Source organism: Planctomycetota bacterium, assembly GCA_039819165.1.
Lineage (GTDB): Bacteria > Planctomycetota > Phycisphaerae > Phycisphaerales > UBA1924 > JAHCJI01.
In genome coordinates, this window is record JBCBSM010000001.1 from 390,505 (window position 1) to 406,228 (window position 15,724).

Annotated in this window: 11 protein-coding genes; 5 read left to right on the forward strand and 6 right to left on the reverse strand. The window is 72.6% G+C overall.

What is annotated here, in order from left to right:
* Positions 1 to 12: 12 nt before the first annotated feature.
* From AAFX79_01800 to arfB, 5 genes are all read right to left on the reverse strand, one after another.
* Complete coding sequence (locus AAFX79_01800) at positions 13 to 1,053, reverse strand: hypothetical protein (GenBank protein MEO1007279.1); 1,041 nt, start codon at positions 1,051 to 1,053, stop codon at positions 13 to 15.
* A 96-nt stretch (positions 1,054 to 1,149) separates the two neighbouring features.
* Positions 1,150 to 3,453, reverse strand: a complete 2,304-nt coding sequence (locus AAFX79_01805) for an HDOD domain-containing protein (protein MEO1007280.1) — start codon at positions 3,451 to 3,453, stop codon at positions 1,150 to 1,152.
* A 41-nt stretch (positions 3,454 to 3,494) separates the two neighbouring features.
* Positions 3,495 to 4,106 (reverse strand): response regulator, encoded by a 612-nt coding sequence (locus AAFX79_01810; GenBank protein MEO1007281.1) that lies wholly within the window; start codon positions 4,104 to 4,106, stop codon positions 3,495 to 3,497.
* 161 nt (positions 4,107 to 4,267) lie between these two features.
* Positions 4,268 to 4,960, reverse strand: a complete 693-nt coding sequence (locus AAFX79_01815; GenBank protein ID MEO1007282.1) for a hypothetical protein — start codon at positions 4,958 to 4,960, stop codon at positions 4,268 to 4,270.
* Positions 4,961 to 4,978: 18 nt separating this feature from the next.
* A complete protein-coding gene (arfB, locus tag AAFX79_01820; protein ID MEO1007283.1) occupies positions 4,979 to 5,446 on the reverse strand; it encodes an alternative ribosome rescue aminoacyl-tRNA hydrolase ArfB in 468 nt (155 codons plus the stop codon).
* Between the two features lie 98 nt (positions 5,447 to 5,544).
* On the opposite strand from arfB, the gene AAFX79_01825 reads away from it, so the two are divergent.
* The 3 genes from AAFX79_01825 (at position 5,545) to AAFX79_01835 (ending at position 10,818) form a co-directional block, all read left to right on the forward strand.
* On the forward strand, positions 5,545 to 6,525 hold the full coding sequence (locus tag AAFX79_01825) for a hypothetical protein (GenBank protein MEO1007284.1): 981 nt from the start codon (positions 5,545 to 5,547) through the stop codon (positions 6,523 to 6,525).
* Positions 6,525 to 7,421, forward strand: coding sequence for a hypothetical protein (locus AAFX79_01830; GenBank protein ID MEO1007285.1), 897 nt, complete (start codon positions 6,525 to 6,527; stop codon positions 7,419 to 7,421). The genes AAFX79_01825 and AAFX79_01830 overlap by 1 nt, the downstream gene beginning before the upstream one ends.
* A gap of 91 nt (positions 7,422 to 7,512) precedes the next feature.
* The gene (locus tag AAFX79_01835; GenBank protein ID MEO1007286.1) at positions 7,513 to 10,818 is read left to right on the forward strand and encodes a class I tRNA ligase family protein; all 3,306 of its coding nucleotides are present in this window, start codon (positions 7,513 to 7,515) and stop codon (positions 10,816 to 10,818) included.
* A 24-nt stretch (positions 10,819 to 10,842) separates the two neighbouring features.
* On the opposite strand, the gene pheT is transcribed toward AAFX79_01835, so the two are convergent.
* Entirely contained in the window at positions 10,843 to 12,945 is a 2,103-nt protein-coding gene (pheT, locus tag AAFX79_01840; GenBank protein MEO1007287.1) for a phenylalanine--tRNA ligase subunit beta, read from the reverse strand.
* A 64-nt stretch (positions 12,946 to 13,009) separates the two neighbouring features.
* On the opposite strand from pheT, the gene AAFX79_01845 reads away from it, so the two are divergent.
* The gene (locus AAFX79_01845; protein ID MEO1007288.1) at positions 13,010 to 13,573 is read left to right on the forward strand and encodes a hypothetical protein; all 564 of its coding nucleotides are present in this window, start codon (positions 13,010 to 13,012) and stop codon (positions 13,571 to 13,573) included.
* Entirely contained in the window at positions 13,525 to 15,543 is a 2,019-nt protein-coding gene (locus AAFX79_01850; GenBank protein MEO1007289.1) for an Hsp70 family protein, read from the forward strand. Before AAFX79_01845 ends, AAFX79_01850 begins: the two co-directional genes overlap by 49 nt.
* Positions 15,544 to 15,724: the final 181 nt, after the last annotated feature.

Below are 15,724 nucleotides of genomic sequence, written 5' to 3' on the forward strand. Positions count from 1 at the left end.
GGCGGGCCGGGCTCAGGCGGCCAGCCCCGGTTCGTCGCTCTGGTCCTCGGAGGCGTCCCACGGGTCCGCCGGCAGGTGGCGGTGGTGGACGCGGACGATGCGGGCCAGCTGGGCCGCCAGGATGGAGGAGATCTCCGCGAGCCGGGCCATGGTGCGGCCATCGAAGGGGTCGCGATCGTCGCGGAAGAGCGCGACCGACGCCAGCAGCTCGTCCTCGTGCTCGCAGGCGAAGGTCACCGCCTCGCAGCCCGTCAGCCACGCGGCGTGGGGGCCCAGAAGCCGGTCCATGGCGTCGTCGCCGCGATGCCGGCGGAGCTCTGGGTGCCGCTCGACCGCGGGCGCGACCATGCTGGCCATGTGGTCCAGCAGCATGTCGACGCTGTCGCGGGGGCAGTCGTAGTTGACGTAGGCCCCCAGGGTGAAGTCCTCGCCGCCCGTGGGCAGGAAGATGGTCGCGTTGGTCGGACCGATCTTGTGCAGCACATACTCGAGCGTCGTTCGCAGCAGCGACTCGACGTCCAGCTCCAGCTGCGCCAGCACGCGGAATTCGGCCCGCGTCGTTGCGAGGTCGATCTCGTCGGCGTCATGGTCGTTCGGCGTCGCCACGAGCTCGAGGGGTGCCGGTCGTGCCGCGTCGTGGGCGGCCTGCACCAAGCGGCGGATGTGGGCGGCGATCTCGCCCCGCGAGACATCCAGCCGCAGCAGATCGACCAGGCCCAGCCGCAGCGCGTCGGTGGCGTCGTCCAGCGTCGGCTCGGCGCTGGCGAGCGCGATGCGCCGGATGGCGCTGGCGTCGCGGGCCAGCGCCCGCCATTGGGTGCCCTCGGCGTCGGCCACCACTAGGATCAGGTCGCAGTCGCGGACCAGCAGCTCGTCGGCGTCCTCGAAATGGAGGATCGCGGGCGTGCTGCCCGTGGCGGCCCGCACGTCGGCGGCGAGCACGCGGGCCAGCTCCATCTCGCCGGCGACGATCGCGATGTCGGCCGGGGGCAGGTGGCGTACGGCCGCGGCGTGCGGCGATGGCCGCTCAGGTTGCTTCGCTCCTCCGGGCATGCCGCGTTCCTTCCGATCCGGGCGGGGCTCGATGCACGCCCCGCGTCTGGGCCTTCGATCGGATGTCTGGGGCGGCATGTTGACCGCAATCCGCGATCAGCCGACGGCTTCGGGATGCTGGCTCACGAGGTCCTCGCCCGCGGTATCCGGACCGCCGGGCGGCCGCCAGCCGGGCAGCGTGCAGGTCGCCACGGCGCCGCCCGTTCGGGCGTTCTCGATCGACAGCCCGCCGCCTAGCAGGTCCACCAGGCGGCGCGCCAGCGTGAGGCCCAGCCCGGGCTGCCGTCCCGCGGGCTTCTCGGAAAAGAACGGATCGAAGGCGTGCTTGAGGGCCTTCTCGCTGAGCCCCGGGCCCGCGTCGGAGACCTCCAGCACGAGCATGTCGTCGATCGGGTCTACCCGGGCGGCCACCGAGACCCGCGAGCCGGTCTCGGCGGCGTTGCGGCACAGCTCCAGCAGCACCCGGCCCACGAGTTCCTTGTCCACGATCGCGTCCTGGATCGAGGGATCGAGCGACGTCGCCACCTCGATCGCGCCACCGAGCTGGGCCCGGAGCGCGTCGACGGCGTGGCGGACCAGTGGGGCCAGCGGGACGGCCGCCGGCGAGGGGTGGGGCGGATCGGCGAAGACGTGCAGCGTGGTGATGAGTCCGGATAACCGGTCGGCGGCGTCCACGATCGCCGCCGCCGCCGATCGCGCCTCGGCGTTCTCGAGCGTGGCGTCGAGCAGCTGTGCCCGCCCGCTGATGACCGCCAGGGGCGTGTTCATCTCGTGGGCGGCGCCCGCGGTCATCCGGCCCAGGCGGACCATCGACTCGGACTCGGCCAGCCGCTCCTGGGCCTCCCGCAGCGCCCGGTTGGCGTCGGCCAGCCGCTCGCTGAGCCGGCGGGAGCGGTCGTGCCGGGCGGCGGCGTGGATGGCGGTCGCCCAGGTCGCGATGAGCGGCTGGAGGTCGTCGCCCGCCGGCTGGCCGTCGTGCACCAGCACGGCGTCCGGGGCGTCTCGGTCCCAGTCGCAGGCCACGGGCAGCAGCCGCCAGGACGCCGGGTCGGCCCCGTCGGGGAGCGTCTGGGCGAGCCAGTCGGCCAGCGGGGTCGCGCCGAGCGCGACGTCGCCCGCGGCGGCCTGGCGGACCACGGCCTCGATGCCGTCGCCCTCCGCCGGCGCGGCCAGCCGCGTCGTGCCCGTGATGCCGCCCCGCTCGTCGACGAAGACGAATTGCCAGGGGTCGGCCGGTCCCTGCTTGAGTAGCGCCCCGGTGGTCGAGGCGCCGAGCACGCCCGCCGCGGAGTGCGCCGCGGCGGCGGTTGCCCCTAGCACGCTCTCGCCCACGAGGCTCGCCCGGTGGAAGCGGGAGACGGCATCGAGCAGTGTCCGCTGCCGCCGGGCCGAGGCCGCAGTCTGCCGCAGCTGCAGGTTGGTCTCGCTAAGCCAGCCGTTGGCGCGGGCGATGGCCTCCATCAGCAGCGTCGGGCTGTCGGGCGCGTCGAGGCCGAGATCCCCGCACCGCTCGGACATCGCCGCGGGCAGCGCCAGGGCGACCTCCTGGACGCGGTCGGGATCAAGGCCATACCGGAGGGCGCTGTCGGCCGCGTCGGGGGGCGCGTCGTGCTCGCCCGACCAACCCAGGTGTAGGCCGCGAGCGGCGTCCCGGCCGGCGGTCACCGAGGCGATGGTGGCCGCGTGCGGCAGGTCGGCGAGGCTCTCGGCGGGCTGGCCGTGCAGCCACATGGCATCGCGGACGACGGTGGGCAGCGACCAGTGCTCGGCCAGCCGCTTGCCGGCGACGTGGTGGTCGAGCCCGATGATCCGCTTGGCCGCCGCCGCCGCCGACAGCCGCCGCTGCTCGGCCATCCGCAGCACGCGGCCATAGCTCTTGGGCAGCACGAAGTCGAGCGCGAGCTTGCCGAGGTCGTGCAGCAGTCCGCAGACGAAGGCCTCCTCGGGTGGCACGCGGAGCTCGGCGTGGGCGCGGGCGATGGCCTCGGCGGCGCAGGCCGACGCGATGCAGTGCTTCCAGAATCCGTCGCGCTGGAAGCCGCCCGCGTCGTCGCGTTCCTCGATCCTCGCTCCGTCGCCGGCCATGACGTCGAAGACCGCGACGGCCAGGATGGCCGATCGCACCGCCTCGAAGCCGAGCATGACGGTCGCCCGCTCGACGGTGGTGATCCGCTCGCCCAGGCCGTGCTCGGCGCGGCGGCACAGCGACAGGATGCGGCCCGTCAGCGCGGGGTCGGATTCGATGATCCGGACGATGTCGGCCAGCTCGGCCTCATCGGCACTGCCCAGGGAGAGCACCCGCTGGGCGATGGGCGAGAGCGTGGGCAGCTGGTCGATCCGGCGGAGCACCAGCTCGACGCGGGCCGGATCGGCCGCGGGGTCGATCGCCGAGTCGATCACGGAGCTGGCCGCAGCTGGGCCCGGCGCGGTGGCCACGGCGGTCACCGCTCGGCGGGGGCGAGGTCGAGCAGGCGGTTGACCTCCTCGAGCAGCTGGTTGAGCGAGAAGGGCTTGCGGAGAAAGGCCGTGCCGCCGGCCCGCAGCAGCCGATCGATCTCGTTCCGCTCGACGACGCCCGAGACGAACAGGATCGCCACGTCCTTGGTGTCCTCGTTGCTGCGGATGCGTTCGCAGACCACGTCGCCGTTGAGGTCGGGCAGCATGTAGTCCAGGATGATCAGGTGCGGCCGGAACCGCTCGGTCAGCAGGCCGGCGTCGTAGCCCGTGCAGGCGGTCTGGACCTCGAAGCGGTCGTCCTGCTTGAGCATCTCCTGGAACATGTCGAGGATGGCCTGGTCGTCATCGACGACGAGGATCCGCTTGCGGGCGCCCTCCAGGGCGTCGGTGGGGATCTCGTTGGCCCGCATGAAGCGCAGCAATTCGTCGCGGGGGATGCGACGGAACCGCGAGCCGGGCACCCGGAAGCCGTTGAGGCGGCCGCTGTCGAAGCAGCGGATGATGGTCTGCTGGCTGACGCGGCAGATCGAGGCGGCCTCGCCGGTGGTGAAGACCTTCTTCTCGGCCCAGTTGGGTTGTTGTTCCCGTGCCGCCAAGGCCATGCCTCCGGTCGCTGCTGTCCGATCCGAACCGGTATCGTCGCCAGATCCGCCCAACTTCACCCAGCCGCGCGAACGGGCGCACTTCTCTGGCCCGCGCAGACCAGATAAATCCACAAGGGGCCGATTCGTCCGCCGCTCGGAGGGCGATGCCGCGGTCAGTCGCCCGGGGCGCGGCCGTGGCGGGCACGCCACTGGGTGACGGCCTCCGGCTCGCGGGGGTATATCGGGCGTAGGTGCGCAGGATCGATCCGCGCGGCGACGGGCCGGCAGGCCAGCAGGCCCCTGGGCGTCAGCGAGATCGGCTCGATCGCGAGGCCCAATTGCCGGGCCCGCTCGGCGATCGGCTCGGGCAGGTGCTCGTCGGCCAGCACGGCGTCGCCGGCCTCGACCAGATCCGCGAATCCGTCGGCGTCGACCGTGCGGCCGGCGGCGGTCATCGAGCCATCCACGCGGGTGGCGTAGGCGGTGTCGCGCTTGCCGGCGAGTAGGACGATCGCCGCCCGACCCGGCGCCGCCCCGCCGCCGCGGGCGGCCACCAGGGCCGCGGGGCAGGCCAGGAGCGCGGCGCCGGCGAGTTCGGCCAGCGTCGCCGCGGTGGCGCACGCGATCCGCGTGGCCGTGAAGCCGCCGGGCCCGATGGACACCAGCACCTCGTCGACGTCCGAGGGTGGCACGCCGCCGCAGGCTTCGGCGATCGCGGGCATCAGCGGATCATCGTGGCGGCCGGACTTGGTGGCGAGGTGGCGTTCGCCGAGGACCTCGGGGCGGCCGTCGGCATCGATGCGCGCCAGCAGCACGCCGGGCGTCGGGATGCTCGGGTTGGTCGCCTCGATGCACAGGCACAGCACGCTGCGAGCGTAGAGCGGCTAGTCGGCGTCGGGCTTGCCTCGCAGCCGCTTGCGCTCGCCGGTGGCCCGCTTGGCCCGCAGCCGCCGCTCGTTGGCCCCGCGGCTGGGCTTGGTGGCGATGCGGCGCTTGGGCTCGACCAAGGCCCGCCGGCAGAGGTCGCGGAGCCGCTCGAGGCAGTCGGCACGATTGCGGGCGGCCGACCGCGTCTTCTCGCAGGCGAGGATGAGCACCCCGTCGGCGGTCATCCGCTCGCCGGCGAGCCGCCGGAGCCGGTGCCGCGCCCGCACCGGCATGCGGATGTCGATGAGGGCGACCCGCAGCTCGGCCCGCGTCTGCCGCTTGTTGACGTGCTGGCCGCCGGGGCCCGATGAACCGGTCTGACGGAAGCGCAGGGCGCCCGGCCGCACCACCGCGCCCGGCGCGAGCACGACCACGCCGGCGTCGCCGGGAATCTCTGGGTCGTGCTGCGGTTCGGCGGGAGCCATCGTGCGTCGGGCATCGTACGGCGTTCGGTGGTGGTACCCTGCCGCCACGCGGGCTCGGCCGGCCCGCTTGGCTCCGCCATCAGCCCCGAGGAATCACGGTGCCCGCGACGCCCGCTCCGACATTCTGCGCCCCGGCGATGCTTGCCGCGATGGCCGTGCTCGGCACGGTGGCCTGCTGGATGGCGCCGTCGTCCGCGACCGGACAGGCGGCGACCCGCGACGACGGCGGGCGACTGGCATTCGTGCACGAGCGGCCGCAGGTCGATACGACGACGCTGCCGCCCGCCCCCGGCGCCAACGAGGATGACGACGGTACGCGTACCGAATGGCACTTCCAGTTCGAGCCGCAGGTGCGCTTCACCGGCCCGGGCGGCGAGATCCGGCTTCCGGGCGGCGCCACCTCGGGCACACGTATCGAGCTGGAGGACATCAACCTCGATAGCCCCCGGCTCTTCCCGGGCTTCGACGCCAGCATCCGGCGGGGCCCCTGGCGGTTCAACGTCATCGGCCTCTTCTACGACACCGACGGCCGCGGCGCCATCGCCACCGAGGACGCCACCGCGGGCGCCGTGGTGATCAACGAGGGCGACCGCACGGTCGCCTCGCACAGCTACACCCAGCTGGACTTTCGTTTGGCCCGGACGGTGAGCGACATCGCCATCAGCCCGCTCAGCCGCCGCACGGGCCATCGCGTGCGGCTTCGCACCGACGCCGAGGTCGGCGTGCGGGTGTACGACCTCGAGTTCGCGATCACCAACGAGGACGCCGTCGGTGGGCCGGCGACCGTCGTTGTCGACGAGGTCTTCATCGAGCCGCATGCCGGCGTGAAGGCGGGCTTCAACATCGTCGAGGACGTGACCATCGACCTGTACACCAACTTCGGCCTGTTCCCATTCGAGCGGCAGGCCTTCAGCTGGGACATCGGCGTGGGTTTCCAGTGGCGGCCGGTGGACCACGTCGGCGTGCAGATCGGCTATCGCAGCACGATCTTCCTGCTCCAGACCGGGTCCGGGGCCGACGAGTTCGAGTGGGCCGGGTCGTACCAGGGCTTGTACGCGGGCCTGGCGGTCCGCTTCTGATGCGTCGCCGCCGCGTGCTCCACGGGCTGCCCATCGCGTGCGCCGTGGTAGCCGCCGCAACCGGGAGCGCCCTGGCGCAGGACGAGCTGCTCGACTTCGAGCACCAGAATCCTGCCCGTGACCCGGTGCTCAACCTGCGGTACGAGGCCATCTTCATGGCGCCCGGTGGACGCGTGTTCTTCCCGGGCAGCGCGATCCGCGGCGACATCGACCTCGAGGTGGTGGGCATCGACGGGCCCCAGCTGTCGCCCACATTCCGCCTCGCGGTCAACGAGGGCTTCGATCCCGACGCGGGCTTCGTCGATCGGCTGTCGGGCTCCATCCAGATCATGCACTTCGATACCGACGTGCTGGGCACGGTGACGCTGCCCCGGCTCGCGGGGCCGATCGCGCTCAGCCCGGGCGACCGCGTTCGCGCGCAGTACGACTTCCTGGGCGTCGACGCCCGCCTGGGCTGGGATCCCATCCGCTGGACGCCCGAGACGCGGGACGGCACCAGGCGGCTGCAGTTTGCGGGCACGGGCGGCGTCGGATTTCGCGTGCACCAGTATGACATCTCGGTCCGCCGGCTGAGCGACGGCGCGATGGTGGCCGACGGGGGCACGTTCTTCGAGCCGCTGATCTTCGTGCAGGGCCGCGCTGAGCTCTACGAGCGATTCGAGCTCTCGGTGGGCGGCTCCTTTGGCACGACGTTCGACCAGGACGCCGGCGGCAACGGCACCAGCTCGTCGTGGGACCTGGCGGCCCGCATGGGCATCCACCTGACGCCCTACGCCACGGTCGGCTTCGGCTACCGCATCCTGGAGTTCGACGTCGAGCAGGGCGAAGGCATCAATGCCTCGGGGCTCAACGGCTCGTTCGCGGGCATCGGCTTCGACGTCTCGCTGCGGTTCTAGCGGCCGCCCTGGCCGACCGGCGGAGCGGGGGCGTTCCCTATCCTTTGCCCTCCCGAACGCAGCCGCCGCGGCCCAACACGCCAGGACGACCATGCCCGACGACGCAACAACGCAGGCCTCGCCGATCGCCGCCCACCGCTACACCGCGCGGCTCGCGGGCGAGATCGAGACGCGCTGGCAGCGGCTGTGGGCCGAGTCGGCCGCCTTCCGCTGCCCCAACCCCGGCGACCCCGGCTTCGACGCGAGCCGCGACAAGTTCTTCGTGCTCGACATGTTCCCCTACCCGTCCGGAGCGGGCCTGCACGTCGGCCATCCCGAGGGCTATACCGCCACCGACATCCTGGGCCGCTACAAGAAGATGACCGGCCACAACGTGCTGCACGTCATGGGCTGGGACGCCTTCGGCCTGCCCGCCGAGCAGCACGCGATCAACACCGGCGAGCACCCCGCGACCTTCACCCGCGGCACGATCGATACGTTCCGCCGGCAGCTGCAGATGTTCGGATTCGCGTACGACTGGTCCCGCGAGGTCGCGACCATCGACGAGGACTTCTACCGCTGGACGCAGTGGATCTTCCTGCAGATCTACGACTCGTGGTTCGACCCCTGGCAGAAGAAGGCCCGGCCCATCGCCGACCTCATCGCCGAGCTGGAGAACGGCGACCTGCGGATCGGCGTCGGCGGCGACCTCGTGCACGTCGGCCGCAGCGCCAAGGCGTTGCGGGCCCTGGGCGGCGAGGCGCCCACGCTGCGGGCGTGGCACGAGCTGGACGACGCCGACCAGCGGACGTTCATCGACGAGCGGCGGCTGGCCTACATCGGCGAGCAGACCGTCAACTGGTGCCCCAAGCTGGGCACCGTGCTGGCCAACGAGGAGGTCATCGACGGCCGCAGCGAGCGCGGCGGCCACCCGGTGTTCCGCAAGCCGCTCCGCCAGTGGATGCTGCGGATCACCGCGTACGCCGAGCGGCTGCTGGCGGGCCTCGAGGACCTGGACTGGCCCGAGGACACGCGCACCAAGCAGCGCAACTGGATCGGCCGCAGCGAGGGCGCCGAGATCGACTTCGCGCTGGACGTGGACACCGAGGATCCGGACATCGACGCCGACCTGCCGCCAGCGCTGCGGGTGTTCACGACGCGGCCCGACACCGTGTTCGGGGCGACCTTCATGGTGATCGCGCCCGAGCACCCCGTCGTCGACGCGGTGCTCGGCACGCCGCGCCCCGAGACGCCCGCGGACGACCTGCGTCGCTACGTCGATGAGGCCCGCAACAAGGCCGACGTCGATCGCCAGGCCGCCAAGGACAAGACCGGCGTGTTCACCGGCTTGTACGCGATCAACCCGGCGACGGGCGATCGCGTCCCGGTCTGGGTGGCCGACTACGTACTCATGGGCTATGGCTACGGGGCGATCATGGCCGTGCCCGCCCACGACGAGCGGGACTTCGAGTTCGCGCGGGCGTTCGATCTGCCCATCCGCGACGTGGTGTACTCGGTCCCCGTTTCGGCGATGGCCTACTACGCCCGGCACGCGACCGAGGCCGAGATCGCCGACGGAGACAAGTGGACGCAGATCCTCGCCGACCTGCTGGGCTACGTGACGGCCAACGAGCTGACTCCCCGGGACTTCGACCACGCGCTCACGCACGTCCGCATCAACCGGCGGGGCGAGCGGCCCGTGCCCGATGACCGCGCGGCGCACGCGGCGCCTCCCCCGGCCGACGCCGGCGCCCCCGGGGCGGCGGGCACGCGGCGGGGCGTCGTGCAGATGACCTGGCTCGAGACGATCGAGAGCGACTTCGCCAACGACTTCGAGACGCTGCGGTCGACCTTCGAGGGCGGCGCCTTCTACGCGCGGCGGGGGCAGGCCTACCCGGGCCAGGGCTTCGCCGCCCGGTCGACGGCCGAGGCCGAAGGCTACCGCATCGCGCTCGACGGGCTGCCCACCGCAACGGCGATGGCGCAGGTCGGCGACTGGCTCGAGGCCACGGGAATCGGCCGCCGCCGGGTGAACTACAAGCTGCGGGATTGGCTCTTCAGCCGCCAGCGGTACTGGGGCGAGCCCTTCCCCGTCGTCTTTACCGAGGACGGCAACCACTACCCGCTGGACGCCTCCGCGCTGCCCCTGACGCTGCCCGACGTGGCCGACTACTTGCCCGAGGAGAGCGAGGAACCAAGGCCGCTGCTGGCCAAGGCGAGCGACTGGGTCCGCACGACGGCGGGCCAGGCGGGCTGCTCGATGCTGGCGTCGGACACGCCGGTGTCCCGCGAGACCAACACCATGCCCGGGTGGGCTGGCAGCTGCTGGTACTACCTGCGCTACGCCGACCCGAAGAACGACCAAGCGTTGTGCTCGCGGGAGGCCCAGGCCTACTGGCTGGGTGACCGCGGCGTGGACCTGTACGTCGGCGGCTCGGAGCACGCCGTGCTGCACCTTCTGTACGCCCGCTTCTGGCACATGGTGCTGCACGACCTGGGCCACGTCGATGCGCCCGAGCCCTTCCGCAAGCTGTTCCACCAGGGCATGATCACCAGCTACGCCTACCAGCGGAAGGACAAGCAACTGGTCGCCGTCGACGCGGTGGACTCCGCCGGCACCCCAGACGAGCCTCGATTCGTCGAGCGCGAGACCGGCGAGCCCGTGCACCAGGTCGTCGCCAAGATGTCCAAGAGCCTCAAGAACGTCATCAACCCCGATGACGTGATCGAGCAGTTCGGCGCGGACACCTTCCGCCTCTACGAGATGTACATGGGCCCGCTGGAGGCCAGCAAGCCCTGGAACACGAGGGACATCCACGGCCTGCACCGCTTCCTGCAGCGCGCCTGGCGGCTGGTGATCGACGAGGATACGGGCGAGCCCCGGCTGGCCGCCGACGCCGATGCCGACGTCGAGCGCCAGCTGCACCGCACCATTGCGAAGGCGGGCGAGGACATCGAGCGGCTGGCCTTCAACACCGCCATCGCCGCGCTCATCGAGCTAGTGAACCTCGCGACCGGCAAGGCCGCGGGCACGGGAGGCGGCGACACCGCGCCGGTGTTCACGATCGACCAGGCGCGGCGGTTCGTTGCGATCCTCTCGCCATTCGCGCCGCACGCCGCCGACGAGATGCACGCCAGGCTCGGCGGGGTCGACCACGCCGGTAGTCGCGTCGAGACGCTCTACCTCTCGAGCTGGCCGCCCTTCGACGAGACCCAGCTCGTCGACGACGAGGTCGAGATCGCCGTGCAGCTGCTGGGCAAGGTCAAGGCCCGCATCCGCGTGCCGGCCGATGCCGATGCCCAGCGGCTCGAACGCATCGCGCTGGGACACGCCGAGATCGAGCCGCTGCTGGAGGGCAAGACCGTCCGCAAGGTCATCGCCGTGCCCGGGCGGCTGGTCAACATCGTTGCGAACTAGCCGTCGCAGCACGCGCCGTGCTGGCTAGGTCCGCAATTCGGCGGCGAGTCGTTCGCGCAGCGCGGCCACGGCGCGATCGACCTGCGGATCCACCTCGTCGTGCCGCAGCGTGCGGTCCGCGTCGCGGAAGGCCAAGGTCAGCGTGACGGACTTCTTGCCCCGACCGACCTGCTTGCCGGCGTAGGTGCCGACGAATCCGACGCGCTCCAGCCGTTCCAGTTCGAGCGATTCGATCACCGATTCGATGTCCGCCCACGGCGTCTCCGCCGGCACGATGACCGACAAGTCGCGCTCGATGCCGGGGAAGGCCGGCAGCGACTCGACGCGGGGCGTCGCCGGGTAGGCATCCAGGAGCGCCCGCGCATCCAACTCCGCAAGCACCACGGGCCGATCGAGATCGTGCACCCGCAGCGTTGCCTCGGTCGGCAGGCCGAGGAAGCCGAGTTCGACACCGGTGCCGCCCACGCGGCGAACGACGAGCCGTCCGGTGTTGGCCGCATCCATGGCCGGGGGTGCGTCGCCGGTCTTAATCACCAGCCGGGCATCGCGGCCGAAGCACGCGGCGACCAGAGCCTCGATGGCGCCCTTCGCGGAGCGCACGCCCTCCTGGATCTGCTCGGGCGTGGGGTTGGGTCCGTCACCGGCGGCGTCGACAAGCATCGCCAGCCGCCGGACCTCCTCGTTGCTCGACGGCCCGCTCGCCCAGTACGCCGCCGCCATCTCGAAGAGCCGCACGCCGCCGGGCTGGTGGACCTGGGCGTCGCGGTTGAGCGCGCGGCACGCCAGCAGGCTGGGCAGCGGACTGGGCCGCAGCGTTGGCTCGGCGCCCCGGCGGTCGTCGTCGACGTCGACCGCGCCCGCCGCGCCCGGCGGCAGGAACGGTGCGGCCTTCTCGGGGCTCACGAAGCTGAAGGTCACCGTCTCGAAGAACCCGAGCCCCGCGAGCGTCGAGCGGATCTCGGCCGCCGCTCGTTCCGCGGGCTGCGGGGGCTGCACCCGGATGGGTAGCCGCTCGGCCATGGGCACGGCATCGAAGCCCCGCAATCGGACGATCTCCTCGATCAGGTCGGCCTCGCGGGTGACGTCGTGGGCCCGCCAGGGCGGCACCGTGCACGCCAGCGCGTCGCCGTCGGGCCTCGCGGCGATGTCCACGCCCGCCAGCAGCCGCACGATCTCGTCGGCGGGCGTCTCGATGCCTAGCACGCGGGCGCACCGCTCGGGCCTTAGCGGGATCGTCGTCGCCTCGGGCATCGCCGTGCCCCCGATGAGCATCCCCTCGCAGAGCGTGCCGCCGGCCAGGTGGGCGATGAGGCGAGCGGCGGCGTCGGCGGCGGAAGCGCAGGTCCTGGGATCGACCACCCGCTCGAAGCGGTGGCTCGCGTCGGTCCGCACCGCGTGGGCACGGGCCGCGGCCCGCACCCGCGCGGGGTCCCAGGTCGCGACCTCGAGCACGATGCTGGTCGTGCCGTCGTGCACCTGGCTGGCGGCGCCGCCGATGACGCCCGCGAGCGAGGTGGCCCGCTCCGCGTCCGCGACGACGATCTCGCCGGCGTGCAGCTCCCGCTTGATGCCGTCCAGCGTCTCCAGCGGCTCGCCCTTCGCGGCCTCCCGCACCACCAGCGTGCGGCCCGCGAGCGCGTCGAGGTCGAAGACGTGGCTCGGGTTGCCGAGTTCGAGGTTCAGCCAGTTGGTCACGTCGACGGCGTTGTTGATCGACCGCTGGCCGACGCGCTCGAGCAGCTCGCGGAGCCACGCCGGGCTCGGGCCGATGCTGCAGCCGAGGATGACGTGGGCGGTGAAGATCGGGCAGGCCGGCCGCCCGCCCGCGGCGCAGCGGTTCTCGAGCGTCAGGTGCGTACCCACCGGCTCGCCGCGGCCGGGTTCGGGCAGGTCTCGCGGCGTCAGCACGCGGCCGGTGAGCGCCGCGATCTCGCGGGCCAGGCCCAGGTGGCACAGGCAGTCGCCGCGGTTGGAGGTGACCTCGACGTCGAGCAGCGCGTCACCGTCCCGCGGATCGACGCCGTCAAGCGGGAAGCCGGCGGCGGTCAGCGCGCGGTCGGCCTCCTCGACGGTGAGCGGCGCTTCGCCCCGCATCAGGGAAGAGAGCCATGTGAGGCTGGCGTCCATAGGGGCCAAGCCTAGCCGGATGATCGCCGCGGATCGGTGCGGCCGGCTCGGATAGGCTGCCCCGATGGCTCGACGGCTTGGGTTGCTCGTGCTCGCGATGGTCCTGCTGGGCGGCTGCCGCGCTGCGCCCGAGGCCGAGAGCTCCCGCTCGAGCGGGCCGCCGGCGGGGATGTCGATCCGCGCCGAGGTCCACGTCTTCGATGCGGCCACCGCGGATCGCTATGCCCCGGGCGTGTACCTGCTGGAGCCCGATGGCACCCTCCGCGTGGGCCCCGCTCCCGACCGTCCGAGAGGCATCGTGGCCCCGCCTAGGGCGCCCTATCCGCCGGTGCTGCGGACGATTGGCTCCGCCGACGCCGAGCGGCTCTGGCGTCTGGTGCGGTCGTCGAGCCTCGACGATCCAGACGACCCCGAGCGCATCTCGCACGACGCGGGCTGGGCGCCGCTCGACGGCCGCAGCGCCGTGCTGGTCGATATCAGCGACGATCAGGGCCGCCGCCGCTACGCCACCGCGCTGCTGGGCGCGACGCCGGCGGCGACCGACGCCCGGGCGCTGGTCGAGCGTCTCCAGGCGCTCGCGTGGCGCACGCCCCGGCCGTCCTCGCCGCGGCGGGTGGGCACGCCCTGATGGCCGAGAACGCCGAGAACGAGCGCGACGAACCCATCATCGGCATCGACCTTGGAACCACCAACTCGCTTGCGGCGTTCGCCGACGTGCGCGGTCCGCGCACGCTCGGTAGCCGGGCGACCGGCGGGGACTCTGATGGGCCGGCGGGCGACATCATCCCCAGCGTCGTCCGCTACGAGCCCGCGGCCGATGGGTCGCTGTCGGCGGTTGTCGGCGAGACGGCCCGCGACGCCGCGATGGACCATCCCCTCCACACCATCACGAGCGTCAAGCGGCTCATGGGTCGATCGCACGAGGAGGCGGCCGACGCGGGCTTCCGGCCCTACGCGATCGTGGCCGGCGAGCGCGCGATGGCCGCGGTCGCCATCCCGATGCCCGATGGCACGACGCGGATCCGCACGCCCCAGGAGGTCTCGGCCGACATCCTGCGGGCGGTCCGCGCCCGCGCGGAGCACGCGCTGGGCCGGCCGGTGCGTCGGGCCGTGGTCACCGTGCCGGCCTATTTCGACGACCCCCAGCGGCAGGCGACCCGCGACGCCGGACGCCTCGCGGGGCTCGAGGTCGTCCGCATCGTCAGCGAGCCCACGGCCGCGGCGCTCGCCTACGGCCTCGGCGCCGGCCAGCGGGCTAAACGGCAGCCCTCGACGGTGGCGATCTACGACCTGGGCGGGGGCACCTTCGACGTCTCCATCCTCCGCATCACGCCGGGCGCCGCTCCCGACGCGCCGGCCATCTTCCAGGTGCTGGCCGTCGACGGCGATACCCGCCTCGGAGGCGACGACGCGGACCACTTGCTCGTCGACCTCTTCGTCCGCGAGATGGACGGGCGGCTGGGGCTGGGCCTGCCCGAGGCCGGCGACCGGCTGGGCGCGCTGCCGCCCGATGTCCGCCGGGCACTGGTCGGCTTCGCTCAGGGCGTCAAGCACCGCCTGAGCGAGCAGGCGTCGGCATCCATCTCGATCGACGTCGGCGGGCGGGGGGCATACGAGCGCGAAGTCACGCGCGAGGAGTTCGAGGCCTTGATCCAGCCCTGGATCGACCGATCGATCCGCGCGTGCGAGCGGGCCCGGCACGCTGCAAAGAAGAAGCCCGGCGGCGACGCCATCGACGCGGTGGTGCTCGTGGGCGGGTCGACTCGGATCCCCGCGGTGCGGCGCGCCGTCGCGGAGGGCTTCGGCCTGGAGCCCTACACCGCGCTCGATCCCGATCGCGTCGTAGCGCTCGGCGCCGCGGTGCAGGCGTCGATCCTGCAGGGCACCTCCCGCGGGTCGCTGCTGCTCGACGCCATCCCGCTGGGCCTGGGCATCGAGACGGTGGGGGGCGCGGTGGCGAAGCTCATCGTGGCCAACAGCACCGTGCCGGCCCGCGCCACCGAGACCTTCTCGACCAGCGTCGATAACCAGACCGCCATCGTGCTGCGCGTGCGGCAGGGCGAGCGGGAGATGGCCGAGGACTGCCGGCTGCTCGGCGAGTTCCACCTCCGAGGCATCCCGCCGATGCCCGCGGGCGTGCCGCAGCTCCAGGTCGAATTCCTGGTGGATGCCAACGGTGTGCTGAGCGTGTCGGCCGTCGAGCAGCGTTCGGGCCAGCAGGCCTCGCTCCAGATCGTGCCCAACCACGGGCTGACCAGCGAGGAAGTCGATCGCATCGAGGCCGAGGCGCTCGAGCACGCCCGCGACGACATGGCCCGCCACCGCGTCGTCGATCTGGTGTCGCACTCGAAGCTGGACCTCAAGTGGATCGACGAGGCCATGGCCCGCGCGGGCGACGCGATCGATGCCGCCGTGGCCCAGAAGATCGCCTCGGCGGCCGACGGGGTCCGCGAACTCATCCGCCGCGCCGAGGCCGACTGGCGGAGCGTGGAGCCCGAGTCCTTCGCGCGGGCCAAGCAGGCGATGGACGAGGCCAGCGTGCCGCTGCACGAGGCGTCGATCGCCCGGTCGCTCCGCGGCACGCGCGGCGACGGGTAGCGGCGGCCCGAGCATCCAGGGAAGCCGGAGCGGTCGTGCGGGTTTGGCCCCGTGCGGCAGGCCGCCCGGCCCGTGGAGGGAACTTGCGGGCCGCCGGCATCGCACTAAACTTCGGTTTGCTCCGGGGCGTGCCCGGCCGCGGCCGGCGCGAATTGCGCGCCGCGGCGCTGGGTTCGTCCGA